17 protein-coding genes are annotated in these 20648 nt (G+C 65.9%); 9 read left to right on the top strand and 8 right to left on the bottom strand.

The features are described 5' to 3' along the window. Position 1: 1 nt before the first annotated feature. Together nrdI and nrdE are read left to right on the top strand one after the other, a co-directional pair. The gene (nrdI, locus tag JVX90_RS12125; protein WP_205329021.1) at positions 2–487 is read left to right on the top strand and encodes a class Ib ribonucleoside-diphosphate reductase assembly flavoprotein NrdI; all 486 of its coding nucleotides are present in this window, start codon (positions 2–4) and stop codon (positions 485–487) included. A gap of 13 nt (positions 488–500) precedes the next feature. Further along, on the top strand, positions 501–2696 hold the full coding sequence (nrdE, locus tag JVX90_RS12120; protein WP_205329020.1) for a class 1b ribonucleoside-diphosphate reductase subunit alpha: 2196 nt from the start codon (positions 501–503) through the stop codon (positions 2694–2696). Between the two features lie 56 nt (positions 2697–2752). On the opposite strand, the gene JVX90_RS12115 is transcribed toward nrdE, so the two are convergent. Together JVX90_RS12115 and JVX90_RS12110 are read right to left on the bottom strand one after the other, a co-directional pair. After that, positions 2753–3382 (bottom strand): TetR/AcrR family transcriptional regulator, encoded by a 630-nt coding sequence (locus tag JVX90_RS12115; protein ID WP_205329019.1) that lies wholly within the window; start codon positions 3380–3382, stop codon positions 2753–2755. Between the two features lie 7 nt (positions 3383–3389). Then, positions 3390–4061: an enoyl-CoA hydratase-related protein gene (locus JVX90_RS12110; RefSeq protein WP_205329018.1), complete on the bottom strand. Its 672-nt coding sequence runs from the start codon at positions 4059–4061 to the stop codon at positions 3390–3392. A gap of 148 nt (positions 4062–4209) precedes the next feature. Between JVX90_RS12110 and JVX90_RS12105 the strand changes: the two genes are divergently transcribed. After that, a complete protein-coding gene (locus JVX90_RS12105) occupies positions 4210–5376 on the top strand; it encodes a zinc-binding dehydrogenase (RefSeq protein WP_205329017.1) in 1167 nt (388 codons plus the stop codon). 16 nt (positions 5377–5392) lie between these two features. Here JVX90_RS12105 and JVX90_RS12100 read toward each other — a convergent pair whose 3' ends face one another. Further along, a complete protein-coding gene (locus JVX90_RS12100; protein WP_240193879.1) occupies positions 5393–6139 on the bottom strand; it encodes a CPBP family intramembrane glutamic endopeptidase in 747 nt (248 codons plus the stop codon). Positions 6140–6283: 144 nt separating this feature from the next. Here JVX90_RS12100 and JVX90_RS12095 point away from each other — a divergent pair, with 144 nt between their 5' ends. Continuing rightward, positions 6284–7432, top strand: coding sequence for an acyl-CoA dehydrogenase family protein (locus JVX90_RS12095; protein WP_205329015.1), 1149 nt, complete (start codon positions 6284–6286; stop codon positions 7430–7432). A gap of 198 nt (positions 7433–7630) precedes the next feature. After that, positions 7631–8632, top strand: coding sequence for a class 1b ribonucleoside-diphosphate reductase subunit beta (nrdF, locus tag JVX90_RS12090; protein ID WP_205329014.1), 1002 nt, complete (start codon positions 7631–7633; stop codon positions 8630–8632). An 84-nt stretch (positions 8633–8716) separates the two neighbouring features. On the opposite strand, the gene JVX90_RS12085 is transcribed toward nrdF, so the two are convergent. The 4 genes from JVX90_RS12085 to JVX90_RS12070 are packed head-to-tail and all read right to left on the bottom strand — an operon-like array spanning position 8717 to position 14518. Further along, positions 8717–9772 carry a hypothetical protein gene (locus JVX90_RS12085; protein WP_205332402.1) on the bottom strand — a complete coding sequence of 352 codons (1056 nt, stop codon included), beginning with the start codon at positions 9770–9772 and terminating at the stop codon, positions 8717–8719. 16 nt (positions 9773–9788) lie between these two features. Beyond that, positions 9789–10544, bottom strand: a complete 756-nt coding sequence (locus JVX90_RS12080; protein ID WP_205329013.1) for an SWIM zinc finger family protein — start codon at positions 10542–10544, stop codon at positions 9789–9791. Beyond that, positions 10541–13456: a DEAD/DEAH box helicase gene (locus JVX90_RS12075; protein WP_205329012.1), complete on the bottom strand. Its 2916-nt coding sequence runs from the start codon at positions 13454–13456 to the stop codon at positions 10541–10543. Before JVX90_RS12075 ends, JVX90_RS12080 begins: the two co-directional genes overlap by 4 nt. A 30-nt stretch (positions 13457–13486) precedes the next feature. After that, a complete protein-coding gene (locus JVX90_RS12070) occupies positions 13487–14518 on the bottom strand; it encodes an ABC transporter substrate-binding protein (protein ID WP_205329011.1) in 1032 nt (343 codons plus the stop codon). Between the two features lie 274 nt (positions 14519–14792). Between JVX90_RS12070 and ctaD the strand changes: the two genes are divergently transcribed. From ctaD to JVX90_RS12055, 3 genes are all read left to right on the top strand, one after another. Further along, positions 14793–16505, top strand: coding sequence for a cytochrome c oxidase subunit I (ctaD, locus tag JVX90_RS12065; RefSeq protein WP_008378173.1), 1713 nt, complete (start codon positions 14793–14795; stop codon positions 16503–16505). A gap of 167 nt (positions 16506–16672) precedes the next feature. Then, positions 16673–17902 carry a phosphoserine phosphatase SerB gene (gene serB / locus JVX90_RS12060; RefSeq protein ID WP_205329010.1) on the top strand — a complete coding sequence of 410 codons (1230 nt, stop codon included), beginning with the start codon at positions 16673–16675 and terminating at the stop codon, positions 17900–17902. Positions 17903–17905: 3 nt separating this feature from the next. Next, positions 17906–18643 (top strand): peptidyl-tRNA hydrolase, encoded by a 738-nt coding sequence (locus JVX90_RS12055; protein WP_205329009.1) that lies wholly within the window; start codon positions 17906–17908, stop codon positions 18641–18643. 20 nt (positions 18644–18663) lie between these two features. Here the strand turns inward: JVX90_RS12055 and JVX90_RS12050 are convergent, their stop codons facing one another. Beyond that, positions 18664–19665, bottom strand: coding sequence for an LLM class flavin-dependent oxidoreductase (locus JVX90_RS12050; RefSeq protein ID WP_240193878.1), 1002 nt, complete (start codon positions 19663–19665; stop codon positions 18664–18666). A gap of 77 nt (positions 19666–19742) precedes the next feature. Here JVX90_RS12050 and JVX90_RS12045 point away from each other — a divergent pair, with 77 nt between their 5' ends. Beyond that, positions 19743–20573 (top strand): ABC transporter ATP-binding protein, encoded by an 831-nt coding sequence (locus tag JVX90_RS12045; RefSeq protein WP_008378165.1) that lies wholly within the window; start codon positions 19743–19745, stop codon positions 20571–20573. Positions 20574–20648: the final 75 nt, after the last annotated feature.

Below are 20648 nucleotides of genomic sequence, written 5' to 3'. Positions count from 1 at the left end.
CGTGTCTGAGCCCGCCGACCACGTCGAGGCCTCGGACCTGCCGCTGATCGTGTACTTCTCGTCGGTCTCGGAGAACACTCACCGCTTCGTTCAGAAGTTGGGTGCCCGATCGCAGCGGATCCCGCTGATCGATCGGGAGGGCGCGTTCCGGGTCCACGAACCGTATGTGTTGATCCTCCCGACATATGGGGGCGGGAAGGTCAGCGACGCGGGGAAGGTCACCGCCCACGCGGGTGGCGGCTACGTCCCCAAACAAGTCATCAGATTTCTCAACGTCGAACACAACCGTTCATTGATTCGCGGAGTGATCGCCGCAGGCAACACGAACTTCGGTGCGGAGTTCGCCATGGCAGGCGAGATCGTCGCGAGCAAGTGTCAGGTCCCGTACCTGTATCGCTTCGAATTGATGGGGACCGTCGACGACGTCCTCGCCTGTCAGGTCGGCCTCGCCGAGTTCGCCAGAGCACACCGCGCGAATGCGCTTTGAAATGGAGCCAGAAGTGTCACCCACCGTCACCGCCACAGATTCCACCGTCTCGGCCAGCGTGTCGGGGGTGCATTCGAGCCCGTCCGGCCACGAGCCGGGTGAGCTCGACTTCCATGCGCTCAACGCGATGCTCAACCTGTACGACGCCGACGGCAACATCCAGTTCGACAAGGATCGCGAAGCCGCGCGCCAGTACTTCCTGCAGCACGTGAACCAGAACACCGTGTTCTTCCACGACCTCGACGAGAAGCTCGACTACCTCGTCAAGGAGAACTACTACGAGCCCGAGGTGCTCGATCAGTACGATCGTGAGTTCGTGAAGCTGCTGTTCGGCCACGCCTACAGCAAGAAGTTCCGCTTCCCGACGTTCCTCGGCGCGTTCAAGTACTACACGAGCTACACGCTCAAGACGTTCGACGGCAAGCGTTACCTCGAGCGTTTCGAAGACCGCGTCTGCATGGTCGCACTGACCCTCGCCGCGGGCGACACCTCTCTCGCGCGCGGCCTCGTCGACGAGATCATGGACGGCCGTTTCCAGCCGGCCACCCCGACGTTCCTCAATTCGGGCAAGAAGCAGCGCGGTGAACCAGTGTCGTGCTTCCTGCTCCGCATCGAGGACAACATGGAGTCCATCGGCCGCTCGATCAACTCGGCACTGCAGCTGTCCAAGCGCGGTGGCGGCGTCGCTCTGCTGCTGTCGAACGTTCGTGAGCACGGTGCACCGATCAAGAAGATCGAGAACCAGAGCTCCGGCGTCATCCCGATCATGAAACTGCTCGAGGACTCGTTCAGCTACGCCAACCAGCTCGGCGCACGTCAGGGTGCGGGCGCGGTGTACCTGCACGCGCATCACCCCGACATCTACCGGTTCCTCGACACCAAGCGTGAGAACGCCGACGAGAAGATCCGCATCAAGACACTGTCGCTCGGTGTCGTGATCCCGGACATCACGTTCCAGTTGGCCAAGAACAACGACGACATGTACCTGTTCAGCCCGTACGACGTGGAGCGCGTCTACGGCAAGCCGTTCGCCGATGTCAACGTCTCGGACACGTACCACGAGATGGTCGAGGACAAGCGGATCCGCAAGACCAAGATCAAGGCCCGCGAGTTCTTCCAGACCCTCGCCGAGCTGCAGTTCGAGTCGGGCTACCCGTACATCATGTTCGAGGACACCGTGAACCGCGCCAACCCGGTCGCGGGCAAGATCACCCACTCCAACCTGTGCTCGGAGATCCTGCAGGTGTCGACGCCGTCGACGTTCAACGATGATCTCTCGTATTCGCACATCGGCCGCGACATCTCGTGCAACCTCGGGTCGTTGAACATCGCGAAGACGATGGACTCGCCCGACATCGCGCAGACCATCGAGACCGCGATCCGCGGCCTCACGGCCGTCGCAGACCAGACGTCGATCGACTCGGTCCCGTCGATCAAGCGTGCCAACGACGACGGTCACGCCATCGGTCTCGGCCAGATGAACCTGCACGGGTACCTCGCCCGCGAACGGATCTTCTACGGCAGCGAGGAGGGCATCGACTTCACGAACATCTACTTCTACACGGTCGTCTTCCACGCGATCCGCGCGTCGAACAAGATCGCCCAGGAGCGCGGCAGCGCGTTCGCCGGCTTCGCCGACAGCAAGTACGCCTCGGGTGAGTACTTCGACAAGTACACCGATCAGGTGTGGGAGCCCGCCACCGACAAGGTGCGCGGAATCTTTGCCGACGCCGGAATCCACATCCCGACGCAGGACGACTGGCGTGAGCTGAAGGCGCTCGTGCAGAAGCACGGCATCTACAACCAGAACCTGCAGGCCGTCCCGCCGACCGGTTCGATCAGCTACATCAACCACTCGACCAGCTCGATCCACCCGGTCGCGTCGAAGATCGAGATCCGCAAGGAAGGCAAGATCGGCCGCGCCTACTACCCGGCGCCGTATCTGACCAACGACAACCTGGAGTACTACCAGGATGCGTACGAGATCGGTTACGAGAAGGTCATCGACACCTACGCCGCCGCTACTCAGCACGTTGATCAGGGCCTGAGCCTCACGCTGTTCTTCAAGGACACCGCGAGCACCCGCGACGTCAACAAGGCGCAGATCTACGCGTGGCGCAAGGGCATCAAGACGCTGTACTACATCCGCCTCCGTCAGATGGCGCTGGAGGGCACTGAAGTGGACGGCTGCGTCAGTTGCATGCTGTGAGTGTGACGCGCAGTCGCAGCTAGTTCTGACCTGCCGTTTGGTGTCACCGCGTGACACTAGACGGCAGGTCTGTCTTTTCTGTGGCTTTCGGGCGGCGGCTCGGCGGCGATGCCGCGCGCGGCTTGTTCGAGCACGTGCATGGCGACAGGGTCGGCCACGTCGTCGCCGTTCAAGAGGAGTGCGCCGGGCAGATTCACCACCCCGTATCGAATCGCGGTGACGGCCGCCCTGTCTCGCCGGTTCCACAGGGCTTCGGCGAGTTGGATGAGGAGTCGGCCGAGATCAACGCGCAGCCCGTGCAGCAGTTCGCGCGCGCCGTCGTTGAGGTCCGACGTCAGGAAGTCGTCCAGATCGGCCGCGAGGAGCACCCGCGCACCGTCTGCGTCGCTCTCGGCGTGGGTTGCCGGAGCGACCGCGGCCGCCACGAACGCGGCGACCGGGTCGCCGTCGGCCAACGCCTGGGCGACCTGTTCGCGCTGCAACTGCAGAAAGCCCTCGGCTTCGGACGCCCACACGCGTGCGAGCAGTCCGTCTCGCGACCCGAACGCGTGATAGACGGCGCCGTTGGACGCACCAGATGCGGCACTCAACGCCCGGATCGTGACCGACGAGATTCCACCCGACAGCCACAGCGCTCTGGCGTGCCCGAGCAGTTCGTCTCGGTCGTGACGGCGAGGCCGGCCCATGACTGTGTTACTTCGATCCGTCGGTGTCGCCGGTGAGGGAGGCGACGACGTCCTCGAAGAGGCGTGCTTTGATGGCGCCCAGGGTGGTGCGGTCCTTGCCCGCGAGACCACGCACGATGCCCGCGGCGGTGTTGTGCAGATCGTCAAGCGTTGTCGTGGTGTCCACGATGCCCGCGCCTTCCGCCTCGGCACCGCCGTAGCGGTGTCCGCTCGTCATGGAGCGCAGAGCGGTCTGCGGTGTGAGTTTGGCCGTGATCAGGTCGTTCATCCCGGGCGTGAACGGGATGCGGATGTCGACTTCGGGGAAGCAGAAGAAGCCCCGATCGGATCGCATGACCCGGTAGTCGTGTGCCATCGCCAACATCGCGCCCGCGCCGAACGCGTGCCCGTTGACTGCCGCGACAGTGGGCACCGGGAGCGTCAGGACCCGCACGAACAGGGCTTGCACGCTGTCCACATACGCCTGATGTTGGTCGGAATGACCCATCAGCCAGTCCAGATCAAGACCGTTCGAGAAGAACTTGCCGCTGCCGATCGTGACCAACGCGGCAGGATCATCAGACGCCTCCAACTCGTCGAGAGCGGCCTGCACTGATGCGAGCCAGTCGGGCGAGAAGCGGTTCTCGTCGGTCCCGAGGTCGAGGGTCCAGATCGGTCCGTCCGTGGATATCGTCGCCATGGAGGCTCCTTCGGGTGCTGACCCCGGCGCATCGTGCGCAGGGGCGGTTCCGTCGAACGTAACAGAGCGGTGCTCCAAAATGAAGGAGGATTTGGGCGGGCCGCCGTCACGTCCCCGCGCTCCGTCCCGGACCACTACGCTCGACGGCATGAGAGCTGTGGTGTGCGAGCAGGGTGAACTGACCGTCCAGGACCTTCCCGACCCGACGCCGGGCAAGGGGCAGGTGGTGTTGAACGTGACACGCACCGGCATCTGCGGTTCCGACCTGCACGGACGCCATCACGCCGATCTTGTGGCCGACGTGGCCGACAGGGCCGGCTATCCACATCTGATGCGGATGAACCAGCCGATCGTGATGGGCCATGAGTTCACCGGGACGGTCGTAGAGTACGGCCCCGGATGCCACAAGCGTTGGAAGAAGGGGACGCGGGTAGTCGCACTGCCGATGATCGAGGGCGATTCCGGACCTCACCTCCTGGGGCTCTCCGAGCAGGCGCCGGGCGCTTACGCGGAGCAGGTTGTCGTTCAAGAGGCGATGGTCATCGAGGTTCCGGCGGGCGTCTCCGATGACGAAGCAGCGCTGACCGAGCCGATGGCCGTTGCCTGGCATGCCGTCCGCCGCGCCGAGGTCGGACGGGGCCAGGCCGCCGTCGTGATCGGATGCGGACCGATCGGACTCGCGGTGATCGCGATGCTCAAGGCATCAGGCGCGAAGAAGATCATCGCCAGCGACCTGTCACCCCGCCGTCGAGCACTCGCCGCCGACATGGGCGCACACGTCGTCGTCGACCCACGAGAGACCGACCCGTTCGACGCCTACCGTCCCGGACGCAACGAGATCCGCTCTGTCACCGACCTGGTCGGCATCGGCATCGACACCATGCGCAAGCTCCGCATGCTGCCCGGACCGATCCCGTGGTGGCACGCGTTCCGCGTCGCCGAACGCATCGGCGAGGTCCCGGCCGGTCCGGTGGTCTTCGAGTGCGTCGGCGTACCGGGCATGATCGACCAGATCATCAACACGGCGCCGCTGAGATCACGCGTTGTGGTTGTCGGTGTGTGCATGGAGCCCGACACGTTCACCCCGTCGATGGCGGGGACCAAGGAGGTCGACCTGCGGTTCGTCTTCGGCTACGACCCCGGCGAGTTCCGCGACACGCTGCACATGATCGCCGACGGAAAGGTGGACGTGAAGCCGCTGATCACCGGGACCGTCGGCCTCGACGGCGTCGATGCGGCATTCACGGCGCTCGGCGATCCGGAGGTCCACGCCAAGATCCTCATCGACCCCTCGAGTCGCGTAGTCTCGCCGTAGGTCGGCGTCTCCCCGGTCAGGAGAATTGCCACGCGAGAGCGGCGGCGACCGCGCCTGCGCCGTTCGCCGCCCAGTGGAGGGCGAGGCACGGCAGGATGCTTCCGGTCTTGACTCGAAGCCACCCGAAGACCACGCCGGTGACGCCGGTGAACACGACGGCGCCGACGATGCCGAGGATCACGCCGACCGCACCCGAACCGACGGCGTCGCTGAAGCCTTCGTTTCCGGCGGTGAGGCCGAGTGACGACACCACGTGCCACAGGCCGAACAGCACCGCCTGGAGGCCGATGGCGACGCCGGTCGAGTGCCTCCGCAGCAGGCTGCCCAGGACAACACCTCGGAACAGCAATTCCTCGGGGATCACGGTCTGCAGTGGAATCAAGACGAATGCGGACAGGATCGCCCACGGCAGGTCCCGATATGCGTCGTTCCGGAACAGCTCGCGCAGCGGCGGAATGACCATCGCCACGGCGATCGCAGCGACCACGACGATGATGATCGCCGCGGCCCACCGGCCGCCGCGAGCCATCGTCGACGGGGCGAGCCCCAGGTCGACCGGCCGCAGGCCGGCTCCCAGGGCGAGCGCGGTGGCGGCGACGGCCGTCCCTGTGACGATCCATCGTGACCAGGTGAAATGCGTGAAATGCATCGTGGACTCCGCCGCGAACATCACCACGATGAGCGCGACGAGCGTGTAGTAGTTCCGTACGCGGGAGCGGACGATCTCGGCACCGCGTGCCGACGGCGCGAGCTTGTCGTCCATGTCCCCGGTGACCTCCGCGTCGCACACGTTGATGAGGATCTGAGTCTATCGGTCGGCGCTTCTCGCCGGTGCACGTGATGGGCGTCTCGATCCGGGCGTGTAAGAACGTTTATGAGGTGTGTTGACCGACGAAAGGCGCCGCACATGCTTGCACCCGAAGAGCAGCAGATGATCCGACTGGTCCGCGACTTCGTCGACAACCGGGTGAAGCCGGTGGTCCACGACCTGGAGAAGACCAACACCTACCCTGAGGCCCTCATCGACGAGATGAAGGAGATCGGGATCTACGGGCTGGCGATCCCCGAACCTTGGGGATTTGGGAAGGTGAGCGCCGAATGTTACGTCGGCGTCACCGAAGAACTGGCCCGCGGCTGGATGAGTCTCGCCGGCGCCATGGGCGGGCACACCGTCGTCGCCAAACTGATCCAGGACTTCGGAACGCAGGAGCAGAAGGACGTGTACCTTCCGCGCATGGCGACCGGAGAGCTCCGCGCGACGATGGCTCTCACCGAGCCCGGCGGCGGTTCCGACCTCCAGGCGATGCGGACTGTCGCTCGTCCCACCGGGGACGGCTACATGGTGAACGGTTCGAAGACGTGGATCTCCAATGCTCGCAAATCAGGACTGATCGCGCTTCTGTGCAAAACCGATCCAGCAGCCGACCCCAAGCATCGTGGGGTCTCGATCCTGCTCGTCGAGCAGGGTCCGGGGCTCACCGTGTCACGTGACCTGCCGAAACTCGGATACAAGGGCGTGGAGAGCTGCGAACTCGTCTTCGACGACATGGCGGTGCCCGCGACCGCGGTCCTCGGCGGTGTAGAGGGAAAGGGCTTCGCGCAGATGATGCGCGGCCTGGAGATCGGCCGCCTCCAGGTCGCGAGCCGCGCACTAGGCGTCGGTCGCGCCGCACTCGAGGACTCGGTGAAGTACGCGCAGGAACGGGAGTCGTTCGGCGAGCCGATCTGGCAGCACCAGTCGGTCGGCAACTATCTCGCCGAGATGGCGACCTCCCTCGAGGCTGCCCGGCAGCTCACCCTGTTCGCCGCCCGAAAGTACGACAGCGGTGACCGCTGCGACATGGAGGCGGGCATGGCGAAACTCTTCGCATCGGAGGCGGGAATGGAGATCGCACTCAAAGCCGTCCGCATCCACGGTGGATACGGTTACTCCACCGAGTTTGACGTGGAGCGGTACTTCCGCGACGCGCCGCTGATGATCGTCGGTGAGGGGACCAACGAGATTCAGAAGAATGTGATCGTCAAGCAACTCGTCAAGAGGAATCCGGTCGCCTGACGGCATGCTCGCTGTGGACTGTGATCCCACGGTTCTCCGAGTCGTCTGTCACAGGATGACCGTGCCTGACGGCGGACACGCGGCACGACACGCCGAACACGCGAAGACACACGATCTTGTGTTCACGGGGAGTGTCAGCCCCAAGCGGTAGGGTTAGCCTCGTTCTCCTGCCAAACATTTCTCACGACGCGAGGTGCCATGTCTGAGTCCGCCCACAGTCCTGCCGACGGAGCTCCCGTGAAGCTGGTGAGCCGCGTGTCGGCCATCAACTGGAACCGGGTCACCGACGACAAAGACGCCGAGGTCTGGGACCGTCTGACCGGTAACTTCTGGCTGCCGGAGAAGGTTCCGGTGTCGAACGACATCCCCTCGTGGGGCACCCTGACCGACTACGAGAAGACGCTCACGATGCGGGTCTTCACCGGTCTGACGCTGCTCGACACCATCCAGGGCACGGTCGGCGCGATCTCCCTGATCCCGGACGCCCTCACCCCTCACGAGGAAGCGGTGATGACGAACATCGCGTTCATGGAGTCGGTGCACGCCAAGAGCTACAGCTCGATCTTCTCCACCCTCTGCTCCACCAAAGAGATCGACGAGGCGTTCCGCTGGTCGGAGGAGAACGAGCATCTGCAGCGCAAGGCGCAGATCATCATGGACTACTACCGAGGCGACGATCCGCTCAAGCGGAAGATCGCGTCGACCCTCCTGGAGTCGTTCCTCTTCTACTCGGGCTTCTACCTGCCGATGTACTGGAGCTCGCGCGCCAAGCTCACGAACACCGCCGACATGATCCGCCTCATCATCCGCGACGAGGCCGTCCACGGCTACTACATCGGATACAAGTACCAGCGTGGACTCGAGACGCAGACACCGGAGCGTCGCCAGGAGCTCAAGGACTACACGTTCGAGCTGCTCTTCGAGCTGTACGACAACGAGACCGACTACACCGAGGCGCTCTACGACGAAGTCGGACTCTCCGAGGACGTCAAGAAGTTCCTGCGCTACAACGCGAACAAGGCGTTGATGAACCTCGGCTACGAGGCGATGTTCCCGAAGGACGAGGCCGACGTGAACCCGGCGATCCTGTCGGCGCTCTCGCCGAACGCCGACGAGAACCACGACTTCTTCTCAGGCTCGGGAAGCTCGTACGTCATCGGCAAGGCAGTCAACACCGAAGACGACGACTGGGACTTCTGAGCCCCTGAAGATCGGTCTACTCCCAAGGGTCCGTCGGCATGATGCCGGCGGACCTTTGTCATCGGACCGATGTCAGGAGCTCAGTCAGCGCATCTCGCGGATGAGCACTCGCCGGACGATCGGATGGTGTGCAGAAGTAACAGCGAGAACGGTCAGCAGCACCCAGACCACCACCGATGAGAGAAGGACCAGGAAGAACGCCGACCACGCGCCCCCCACGATCTCATTCGACGCGGCGTGGCGGGCCCACATCCGCCAGTAAATCATCAGGTTCACGGTGAGTCCGACACCGTACGAGATGCCGAACGACAGCAGGAACGGCAGCCACGTACCGTCGCCTAGCCTGGCGGTGAACGGTTCGCGTCGCAACGGCGAGATCACCGACAGCACATTCGCGACGCCGAGCCAGATGAACAGCATTGCGATCAGCTGATCGATGATGACGACCGCGTTCGGGTGATCGGTGCCTGTCGAGATGAGGATGACGACGGGAATCGCCGCAACGCCGATCATCAGCGCGATCGCGATGTTTTTCACCACGAGGACACGCCATAGCGGCTGCTGCGACGCCAACGACTCCCGGACGCGCTGCGCATCGAAACACAGGGCATTCGTACAGACGACGCTGCCTGCGACGGCCGAGAAGAGATAGATCGACAGTGACTTCATGTCGTAGCTCGACCACCCGATCAGCTCGTACGTAACCACAAATCCGAGCGCCATCGCGATGGTGATCGCGAGTCGGATCAACACTGCACGTGGACGGTCGGCGAAGATGTGCGCGACTTCGTCACGGACGAGCCCCGGCAGTGCTGCGGTTGCTTTGAGGGCGTCGCGCATCACCAGCAGAATGTCACCATGCCCGGCACGGCTGCGCAGTGGTGTACTCGGCATCGCGTCCTGCTGGGCCAGAACGGTTTCGGAGATCGCGCGTTGCGCACGAGCAGAGATCAGCGCGACGGGATCCGTGTCCAACAGGTCTCCGGGTTCGGCGAGATCGGCCTTCGCCTCGGAGACGGCAGCAGCCCATGGTTCGGATCGCTGCCCGCCGACCCACAGCGCGTGCGCGTACGCATCGTCGGAACGGTCGAGACGCACCCGGAGTCGGTGCAGCGCTGAATCGTCGGGCACGCCGATCATCGTGTCACGTCGGACGTCACGAACGTCGACGGAGCTCACGGTAAAAGGTGTCGAGGTCATCGACGGCCTCGGCCAACTGAGTGGCGGGAACACCCGACGCGCGCAGCGCGCTCCGGAGCACGGCCGCATCGAGGTCGGCCAGCGCGTCGACCGCAGGGACTGGAGGTGGGGGCGGCAGGACGATCCGGTCTCCGTAGAAGTCCTCCGGCAGCATGTCGCGGTCGTCGGCGAGCTCGGTCGTGGACGACGGCCCGCCCTCGTCACCCGCACACGCGAGTAGCTCGGGCAGGTCGGTGCCCATCACCTGCAGCAGAGCAGTGGGACGTCGGTCGATCTCCGCGGCCACCTCGAACACGGTCGCCAGTACGTGAATGCAGCGGGGCGCCTCATCAGGGCACGTACAACTCGATTCGACGTCGGCCGACTCGGTCGGCGCGATCAGACCGCCGAGCCCCGGTGGTTGCTCGCCTCGCGCCAGCGCGAGGAGATCGTCGACCGCCCCTTGTGCCCGGAGCAGGGCGACGACGGTGTCGGCGTCGACAGTTCGACATGTCAGTATCACGTCGAACGGGTCGAGCTGACTGCCGCGCACCGACGATGTGACCCGGCCGGGGACGATCCGCATGCCGTCGACGTGGCGATCTCGGAAGTAGCGACGCGCACCGGTCACATGGCGATGGTCCGTCCCGGCCTCGACAGCGTCGACAAACGCCCGGCCCCACCGGCTGATGCCGTACCCGCGGACCGGCGCGCGGCGCGCCCGCCCGGTCATTCGCCGACCGCCTCGTCGCGCAGGGCGAGCAGGTCGAACAGAGCGTCGTCGTCGAGGTCGCTCAGCCAGTTCTCGCCGGTGGAGACCGTCAACTGGGAAAGCTCGCGCTTCGCTGTGACCATCTCATCGATGCGCTCCTCCAGAGTTCCAACGCACACGAACTTCCTGACCTGCACGTTCTTCGTCTGCCCGATTCGGTATGCACGGTCGGTCGCTTGGTCCTCGACAGCTGGATTCCACCACCTGTCGGCATGGATCACGTGGTTCGCGCCGACGAGGTTGAGTCCGGTGCCGCCGGCCTTGAGCGTGGCGATCAGGACCGGAGGCCCGTCAGCCGACTGGAAGTCGGAGACCATCGTGTCGCGGTCACGGCGAGATCGTCCCCCATGCAGTACCGGCACGTCGACGCCGAGGATCGGCGTCAGCCACTCGTTGAGGAGCTCGGCGAACGCCGCGAACTGGGTGAACACCAGCGCACGGTCGCCTTCGGCGATCAACGTGGTCAGGATGTCGATCAGCAGCTCCACTTTGCCCGACCGGTGTCTGCGCCTGCGTAGCAGTGCAGACCCGTCGGCGAGGTAATGCGCCGGGTGATTGCAGATCTGCTTGAGCCTGGTCAGGGCCGCGAGGACACTGCGGCGCCGGAACTCGCCCTTGTGATTCGGGTCGCCGAGCGCCTCGTGCAGATCGTTCAGGACGGCCTGGTACAGGCCGGCCTGCTCGGTTGTCAGATTGGTACGGACCGTCAGTTCCGTCTTCTCCGGAAGGTCTGGTGCGACAGCGGGATCCGTCTTGGTGCGCCGAAGGATGAAGGGCGCGGTCAGAGCCGTGAGTCTGCGCAGCGCGTCGGCATCCCGATCGCGTTCGATGGGTTCGGCGAAGCGTGCCCGGAACACCGACGCCGACCCCAGCATCCCCGGGTTCACCAGATCGATGACGGCTCGGAGGTCCTCCAACCGGTTCTCGACAGGAGTGCCTGTGAGCGCGATTCGGAGCCGGGCCGGGATCGCACGCAGTGCTCTCGCCGCGGCAGTGTGAACGTTCTTCACGTGCTGAGCTTCGTCGACGACGAGTTCGCTCCACTGCAGCCCGGCGAGACCGGCGCGGTCGCGAGCCAGCGTGGCGAAGGTGGTCAGCACAACGTCGATGTCGCCGGTGGAGATCACGTCGACCGACCGGCCGGTTCCGTGGTGGACGATCACGCGGAGGCCCGGCGCGAACGTCGCGAGCTCGCGCTGCCAGTTGCCGATCACGGACATCGGGCACACGACCAGAGCAGGTTGACGCCCGGGTTCGTCGGCCCGCATGGTCGTGAGCAGGGCGATCACCTGCACGGTTTTGCCGAGACCCATGTCGTCGGCAAGGACTGCGCCCGCGCCGATTCGGCCGAGCGACACCATCCAGTCGAGCCCGAGCTGTTGGTACGGGCGGAGGGAGGCGTGAAGCGTGGGCGGCGGCGTCACGGGTTCCGGGACTATGGTGCCGCCGCGCGCGACGTCGTCGAGCCAGCCGAGTCCGTTCACGCTCGACACCGGGACCGGGACCCGGTCGGTGGGGTCGGCGACCAGCCTCAGCAGGTCGGCCATCGTCAAAGGGTCCCCGTCGGCGGATGACAGTGCCTTCTGTGCGGCCACAAACGCCGCAGCCCGGGTCAGGGCGGCGCCCTCCGCGCGCAGCCACCGGCCACGGACCTTAACCAGGTTGCCGTGCTGCTGCGCGAGTTCGTCCAGATCGGACTGGGTGAGCGCGGGGGAGTCCGGGGTGTCGCCCAGAGCGAGTCGCCATTCGAAGTCCGAGATCTCGTCGAGGCCGACGAATCCCGGCCTGCTTCCACCGTCTGGCGCGGCCCCGGCGCCGAGGGACAGACTGGGGGAGACCGTCGCGATGGTCCGCGGCAGCAGCACGGTGACTCCCTCGTCGGCGATCGCGGTGGCGCCGTGCGCGAACAGTTCCTCGACTGTCGCCGTGTCGAGGAGGAAGTCGAGGCTGTGCGGGTCGGTCTCGGCACGCGCCAGCTCGCCGAACGCTCGGACAGTCGACGCCAGGTCGCCGGTGATCGCCTCGAGATCGTGCGGATCGATGCGGTGCGGGATCACCGGCACCACATCGCCCGTGGCATCGTGTCGGCACACCTCGAGCCGCCACCTGGCACTCGCACTCTCCGAGCTCCGGTCGTCCCTGTGCAGAGAATCAGGATCATCCGGCGGTTCGTTGAGGCGCAGGACAAGAGTCGCAGTCTCCGGACCGACTGTCGACAGCCAGTCGTTCCACGCGCCACGCGCGCCGGGCGGCGCGGCCACCGGCACCGGCGACGGAGCGGCGAGACCGGCGATCAGGTCCACGTGCGACGTCACGCGATGGGTGATCCGATTCCGGACCTCGAAGTCGAGGATCTCGGCGGCGAAGTCGGTGATCGCGGCACTGCCGCCGTTCTCGGTGATCGCAGGCGGCGCGCTGCCGTGAACGACGTTGAGCCACGCTCGCCACGCAGTGGTGGGAAGTGGAAGCCACCTCACCTCGGGTTGTCCGGCGACGTCCACGACACCGGGGGCGACGGCGCCTGCGTCGACGACGGCCCGAACACCCGCGAGAACGTATCGGTAGAACGCCGTGTCACCACCGGTGGGCAGGTGATCGAAGCGGTCGAGGAGCTGCACTGCCGTCGGCACCCCCACGGCAGTGGTGGATGTGAACGTACGGGCACCGCCCGGCGACCGCAGTTCGATGGTGTGGCGCAGGACCCTTCCACCGAGGAGATCGGCCAGCGACGACGGGAGGTCGACCTCGTCGTCGAACACGGAACCGGGCGACGGTGGCTCGGCAGAGCCGGTGGGATCGGCGTCGGGTCGCCATGGCCATACCGCCAGGCCGAGCCCCGGTCGCCACAGGACTCGGAGAGGCGGGACGTTCACGGACACAGTTCTACCCGCCGGGTACGACAATCAGTTCTCGGCGGAACTGCTGTTCAAGCAATCCTTGAGGTCGTTGAGGACCAGCCATGCCGAGGCGAGGCCGGGATCGGTGTGCCAGATGCCGTCGTCGACCGACTTCACGCGCTTCCACGTGGGCGCACCCATGTCGAGCCATTGGTCCGACAACAGAACGTCCTCTCCGCGGTCCCGTCCGCCGTCGCCCTGGTAGCTCACCAGGATCAGGTCGGCGTCGGCGTCGGTGAAGTTGGCGTCCGTCGCGGCGACGGTCTCGGGTGTGCGTTGTGCGGCGGGGCGGCCGACGCCGACGATCGCCATGATCTGGGCGCCGAATGACGACGTTCCCTCGATCAGAGTGTCGTCGGGGGTGAATCGGACGAGTGACACCTGTGAGTGCGCGGCGTCCATGACACGGCCCACTCGGGTGGCCTCGGCGACGAATTCGTCGATTCGGGTCTTGCCTGCCGCCGAGCGCCCGGTGGCCGCGGCGACGGCGAGGAACGACGTCCGCCAATCGGCATCGGTGTCGACGGATACGACACGTGCCTTTCCGAGTGCGCCGGTCGACCGCATGACGTCGGCGCGTGCCGCGGTCTCCGGGGTGGAGAGGACGAGGTCGGGCTTGGCCGCAGTCACCTGATCTGCCGTCGGAGTGTCGCCGATCGTCGGGACGGCGGCGAGCGCGGGGCCGAGGTACTCCGGGACCGAGCCCGCCTGCCCGGCGATCGCACGCACCTGCGGCGCGAGTCCGAGAGCGCAGAGTGCGTCGAGGAGAGTGGGATCGGTGACCACGATGCGCTTGGCGTCGGGTTTGCCCGCGTCGACCGGTGTGGGAGCGAGGCAGGTGCGTGAGTAGTCGCGGCCCGGGTTGACGATGTTGACCTCCGCGAAACGGGTGGTCGTCGTCGAGATGACTGAGCCGTCGGGGGTGCGCAGAAGGTCGTCGTCGGAACTGCACGCCGCCGTGCCCGCGACAAGGGCGACGGCACACGCGACGGCGACGGCGCGGCGGCCGGAGAAGAGTCGTCGAAGGTCTGTACGCACGCGCCTACGCTAGCACCGCTGCGTCGACCCGCCGCCCGGACGACCAGGCATGGCGCGCACTGAGACTGAGGTAATACGACAGTTCGTAGGACCGCATTACGACAGTTCGTAGGACCCAGTCGGAATTGGGGCGGAGTCTGGTCTACGATCAGTTGTGCAGCGCGCTGTCTTCGGTCGGCGCCACAGCAGTTAGGACGGACGAAGGTCCAGTGCCAGCCGACCGGGAAACCCCAGACGGGGAACCTAGGACGATGGTGCTCACGAGGAGGAATCTGTGACCGCGGTAGATCAGCCGACGACTCAGGTGGAGGCCCAGCGCCCCTACCCGGAGCGTTACCAGCCCAAGGGCTCTTTCTTCTACAAGCTCATCACCACCACCGATCACAAGCTGATCGGTCAGATGTACATAGTCACCTGTTTCGCCTTCTTCCTCGTCGGCGGGCTGATGGCGCTTCTGATGCGTGCCGAGCTTGCTCATCCGGGACTTCAGTTCCTGTCGAATGAGCAGTTCAACCAGCTCTTCACGATGCACGGCACCGTGATGCTGCTGATGTACGCGACGCCGATCGTCATCGGCTTCGCCAACTTCGTCCTCCCGCTTCAGATCGGCTCGCCCGACGTCGCATTCCCGCGCCTGAACTCGCTGGGCTACTGGCTGTTCCTGTTCGGCAACCTGATCGCACTCGGCGGCTTCCTTACCCCGGGTGGCGCAGCGGACTTCGGTTGGACGGCGTACACGCCGCTGACCGACATGGTCCACTCGCCCGGCGTCGGCGCCGACCTCTGGATCATGGGCCTCGGTGTGGCAGGTCTGGGCACCATCCTCGGCGCCGTCAACATGATCACCACCGTCGTGTGCCTTCGCGCACCGGGCATGACCATGTTCCGCATGCCGATCTTCACCTGGAACATCTTGGTCACCAGCGTCCTGATCCTGCTGATCTTCCCGCTGCTCACCGCAGCGCTCATGGGCCTCGAGGTGGACCGCCAGTTCGGCGCGCACCTGTACGACCCGGCCAACGGCGGCGTCATCCTGTGGCAGCACCTGTTCTGGTTCTTCGGTCACCCCGAGGTGTACGTCATCGCACTGCCGTTCTTCGGCATCGTGTCCGAGGTGTTCCCGGTCTTCTCGCGGAAGCCGCTGTTCGGCTACTCGGGCCTGGTCTACGCGACGCTCGCCATCGCCGCTCTGTCCGTCGCGGTGTGGGCTCACCACATGTACGTGACCGGCTCGGTCCTGCTGCCGTTCTTCTCGTTCATGACGTTCCTCATCGCGGTCCCGACCGGTGTGAAGTTCTTCAACTGGATCGGAACGATGTGGAAGGGCCGCATAACGTTCGAGACGCCGATGCTGTTCTCGATCGGCTTCATCGTGACGTTCCTCTTCGGTGGCCTCACGGGTGTCCTGCTCGCAGCACCGCCGATCGACTTCCACGTGTCCGACTCGTACTTCGTGGTCGCGCACTTCCACTACGTGCTCTTCGGCACCATCGTGTTCGCCACCTACGCCGGCATCTACTTCTGGTTCCCGAAGATGACGGGCCGTCTGCTCGACGAGACGCTCGGCAAGTGGCACTTCTGGCTGACGTTCATCGGCTTCCACCTGACCTTCCTCGTGCAGCACTGGTTGGGCAACGAGGGCATGCCGCGTCGTTACGCCGACTACCTGCCGTCGGACGGATTCACCGAGCTGAACATGGTGTCCACCGCGGGCGCCCTGGTCCTCGGCCTGTCGACGCTGCCGTTCTTGTGGAACGTCTTCAAGAGCTACCGCTACGGCGAGGTCGTGACCGTCGACGACCCGTGGGGCTTCGGCAACTCGCTCGAGTGGGCCACCAGCTGCCCGCCGCCGCGCCACAACTTCACCGAACTGCCGCGCATCCGCTCGGAGCGCCCGGCATTCGAACTGCACTACCCGCACATGGTGGAGCGCATGCGCGCCGAAGCCCATGTGGGTTGGGGCAGCGACAAGCACGACGCGCACTGACGCACCAGATCTGACCGCAAGGCCCGTCCGAGATCCTCGGACGGGCCTTGCGGTGTCTCAGGCTCCGTAGGAGGTCGGTCGGGCTGGAGGTGCCGCGAGATCAAGCCCGGCACCCGAGTAGGCGGCCCGATGCGGCATGTCGGGAGACGAGCCTTCATAATTCTTGCGTGGACACTGTGCAGACCAAGCGGACCATCCTCCTCACCGTCAGCGGGCCGGATCGGCCGGGCGTGACGTCGTCGTTGATGGGTGCGCTCGCCGGTGTCGGCGTCGACCTGTTGGACGTCGAACAGGTGGTCATCCACAACCACCTGACCCTCGGTGTTCTGGTTTCGACAACCGGCTCTGCGGCCGCTGTCCTCGACGCCGTGGATCTGCCCATGCACTCACGCGGGATGTCTGTTGAACTCGCCGTGGACGCCACGTCGAACGGGCATCGCCCGTCGACACACGCGATCGTGATCCTCGGCCAGCCGGTGTCGGCGGAGTCGTTCCAGGCCGTCGCCGCCGAGGTAGCTGGCTGCGGCGGCAACATCGACTCCATTCGGGGCATCGCGGACTACCCGCTGACCGGCCTGGAACTGATGGTGACCGTCGGGGAGGACGAAGCCGCCGATACCGCGTTGCGGGCGGGGCTGGTGACCGTCGCGACGCGGTTCCCCATCGACATCGCGGTTGAACGTGGCGGGCTGGCGCGTCGCGCCAAGCGGGTCATCGTGTTCGACGTCGACTCCACTCTGATCCAGGGTGAGGTGATCGAGATGCTGGCAGCCGAGGCGGGCCGCGAAGCCGAGGTCGCGGCGGTGACCGAGGCCGCGATGCGCGGTGAACTCGACTTCGCCGAGTCCCTGCATGAACGGGTCAAGGCACTGGAAGGTCTCGACGCCGAGGTCATCGACCGTGTCGCGGCGGCGCTGGAGCTGACCCCGGGCGCCCGCACGACGATTCGTACCCTGCATCGCCTCGGGTACCACTGCGGTGTGGTCTCCGGCGGCTTCCGTCAGGTGATCGAACCGCTTGCGCGAGATCTCGAGCTCGACTTCGTCCGCGCCAACACCCTGGAGATCGTCGACGGCGTGTTGACCGGTCGGGTCATCGACGAGGTCGTGGACCGGCCCGGGAAGGCACGCGCGTTGCGCGCGTTCGCCGACCAGGTGGGTGTGCCGATGGAGCAGACGATCGCCGTCGGCGACGGTGCGAACGACATCGACATGCTCGCTGCCGCGGGTCTCGGCATAGCCTTCAATGCCAAGCCTGCGCTGCGGGAGGTCGCCGACACGACGCTCGATCACCCGTTCCTGGATGCGGTCCTGTTCATGCTGGGGGTGACGCGCGACGAGATCGAAGCCGCCGACATCGAAGACGGCACGCTGCGTCGCGTGCCGCTGGAGTCGTAGTCGGTGTTCTCCGACGTCTACGACCGCCTCGTCGGCTACGTCGGCGGCGGCGGCACCGATCCGGAGGATCCGGCCGACGTCCTCGCGATGGGCATGGTGCTGCGCATCGAGAAGTCCGACCCGCCGAATCGTCACGGCCTGCTCGTCGCCGCTGCCCGGGCGGTGGTCCTCCTCTGCCTCGACGAGCGCGCCGAGGCGGACGGCCTGTGGGCGCCGGGCCTCGACGCCTGGTGCGATGCGCGCATCCGAAAGATCGCTCGGCGAGCCCGCGGCAAGCAGTGGTCCGATGTTCAAGGACTCTGGGGCGTCACAGCGGAACACGACGGGTGTGAGGCGAGGGCATTTGTTCCGGGACGCGTCGGCGACGTTGATCCCCGGGTGAAGAAGTTGCAGATCGGCGGGACCGACGTCGACGGAGAGCTGTTGTCCGGTGATCCGTCAGGCGGCGGCGAAGGACTCTGCCTGTGGATCAACCCCGGCCTGGACATGACGGTCGGGAAGGCCGCGGCGCAGGTGGGGCACGCATCGATGCTCGGTGTCGCGCTGTTCTCGCTCGACGAAGCGCAGACCTGGTACACCGCCGGATGTCCGCTGGACGTGCGACTCGCGTCGGCCGAACGCTGGGCAGCACTTGTCGCCGCAGCCGAACGCGGCGCTGTCGCCGCGGTCCGCGACGCCGGGTTCACCGAAGTGGAGCCCGGTTCGATGACCGTCATCGCCGAACGAGCCAGGATCGACTGACCCTCCCTCTGCCCGCGGTCTCACGGGATAGGGGCGAGGTGCTTGACCGTGCCGAGCCAGACGTCGCGGTCGCTTGCCAGCGGGGCGAGGATCAGCTCGTCGGCGCGCGCGTGAGCGGCGAACGCCGCCAACTGCTCACGAACCTGTCCCGGGGTGCCGACGGCGGCGTAGCGGAGCATCTCGTCGACCTGAGCGCCCTGCGGGCCGTCGAGGAGCATCTCGGCTTCGGCGTTCGTCAGATTGCGTCCGCGGTTGAACAGCAGCCGGACGCGCTGGACCTTCGCGTTGTGAAGTTGGGCGGAAGCCCGGTCGGGGTCGTCGTCTGCGATGACCGTCGCGGCGGCCATCACGTACGGTTCGGACTGTCCACCGTCGGGGAGTTCGGCGGGTCGGAAGTCGCGCAGGTAGATGTCGACGGCGCGTTCGAGCGCTTGCGGTGCGAAATGGGACGCGAACGCGAACGGAAGCCCGACGGCTGCCGCGAGCTGGGCGCCGAACAGCGACGAACCGAGAATGTACAGCGGAACGTTCGTGTTGCTGCCCGGCGTGGCGCGTACTCCGTCGACACCGACGCCCGAGAAGTACCGGAGGAGTTCGACCACGTCGCCGGGGAAGTGCTCGGACGCGGCCGGACTGCGGCGAAGGGCATGGAAGACGGCCTGGTCGCCGCCAGGCGCACGCCCGAGGCCCAGGTCGATCCGGCCGGGGTGCAGCTCGGCGAGGGTGCCGTACTGTTCGGCGATCGCCAGAGGCGAGTGATTCGGAAGCATGACTCCTCCCGCGCCGAGCCTGATGCGGGACGTGTGGGCTGCCATGTGGGCGATGAGAACCGCCGGAGCGGCGGATGCGATGGCCGGCATGTTGTGGTGCTCCGCGTACCAGAGGCGGGAGTATCCGTGCTGGTCAGCGTACTGGGCGAGGTTCAGCGAATGGGCGAGGGACTCGGCGACGGTCTCACCCGGCCCCACCTGTGCGAGGTCGAGGAGGGACAGCGGAACGGTGAGTGCGGGGGAGTCGGTCACGCTTGGTTGCAGCGACACCGACAACTGAAATATTCCCCGTCGCCGGACGGGCGACGTCGATCGTGCACCATGGAGGCGTGACTGAACGCATCGCTGATCCCGACCTGCTCATCGAGTTCCACGACGTGTCGATGGTGCGGAGCGGGAAGACTCTCGTGGGCCCCGTCGACTGGCGAGTGGAATTGGACGAGCGGTGGGTGATCATCGGGCCGAACGGCGCCGGTAAGACGTCCCTGCTGCGGATGGCCGCAGCGCTCGACCACCCGACCACCGGTGATGCGTTCGTGGTCGGCGAGAAACTGGGCCGCACCGACATCCGGGAGCTCAGCACCCGGATCGGACTCGTCAGTTCGGCGTTCGCCGGCCGCGTCCCGGCAGACGAGAAGGTGTCGGACCTGGTGATCTCCGCCGGATACGCCGTCCTGGGGCGATGGCGTGAGGAGTACGACCCGATGGATCGCGCGCAGGCCGCGGACATCCTGGAGTCCATGGGCGCCGAGCATCTCGCCGACCGCACCTTCGGGACGCTGAGCGAAGGCGAGCGCAAACGTGTCCTCATCGCGCGTGGTCTGATGACCGACCCCGAACTGCTACTTCTCGACGAGCCTGCGGCGGGCCTCGACCTCGGCGGGCGCGAGGAGCTCGTCGACCGGCTGGGAACGCTCGCTGCCGACCCCGACTCGCCCGCCATGGTGCTGATCACCCACCACGTCGAAGAGATCCCCCCGGGCTTCACCAATGTGCTGATGCTCTCCGAGGGAGGTGTCGTCGCACAGGGCGCCATTGAGGACACCCTGACCGCGGAGAACCTGTCGACGACTTTCCGGCAGAACATCTCGCTGTCGTACGACGACGGACGCTACTTCGCACGCCGCAGCAGGCGAGCCGGCGGGCATCGCCGCGCCTGACAGAAGCGCAACGAAGGCCACTTTCCGGCCTCGTGTGGTGCGCGGGGAACCACTTCACCAGTGGCTTCGCCGAGT

Source organism: Gordonia sp. PDNC005, assembly GCF_016919385.1.
Lineage (GTDB): Bacteria > Actinomycetota > Actinomycetes > Mycobacteriales > Mycobacteriaceae > Gordonia.
Note: the sequence above shows the minus strand (reverse complement) of the source record. Positions and strands in the feature narration are given on the sequence as shown.

What these genes read in the sequence shown, in the direction of transcription:
- JVX90_RS12115 (WP_205329019.1), bottom strand. Translation starts at nt 3,382, where the DNA reads ATGGGCCGGCCTCGCCGTCACGACCGAGACGAACTGCTCGGGCACGCC.
- JVX90_RS12110 (WP_205329018.1), bottom strand. Translation starts at nt 4,061, where the DNA reads ATGGCGACGATATCCACGGACGGACCGATCTGGACCCTCGACCTCGGG.
- nrdF (WP_205329014.1), top strand. Translation starts at nt 7,631, where the DNA reads ATGTCTGAGTCCGCCCACAGTCCTGCCGACGGAGCTCCCGTGAAGCTG.
- JVX90_RS12095 (WP_205329015.1), top strand. Translation starts at nt 6,284, where the DNA reads ATGCTTGCACCCGAAGAGCAGCAGATGATCCGACTGGTCCGCGACTTC.
- JVX90_RS12080 (WP_205329013.1), bottom strand. Translation starts at nt 10,544, where the DNA reads ATGACCGGGCGGGCGCGCCGCGCGCCGGTCCGCGGGTACGGCATCAGC.
- JVX90_RS12085 (WP_205332402.1), bottom strand. Translation starts at nt 9,772, where the DNA reads ATGATCGGCGTGCCCGACGATTCAGCGCTGCACCGACTCCGGGTGCGT.
- JVX90_RS12105 (WP_205329017.1), top strand. Translation starts at nt 4,210, where the DNA reads ATGAGAGCTGTGGTGTGCGAGCAGGGTGAACTGACCGTCCAGGACCTT.
- JVX90_RS12100 (WP_240193879.1), bottom strand. Translation starts at nt 6,139, where the DNA reads ATGGACGACAAGCTCGCGCCGTCGGCACGCGGTGCCGAGATCGTCCGC.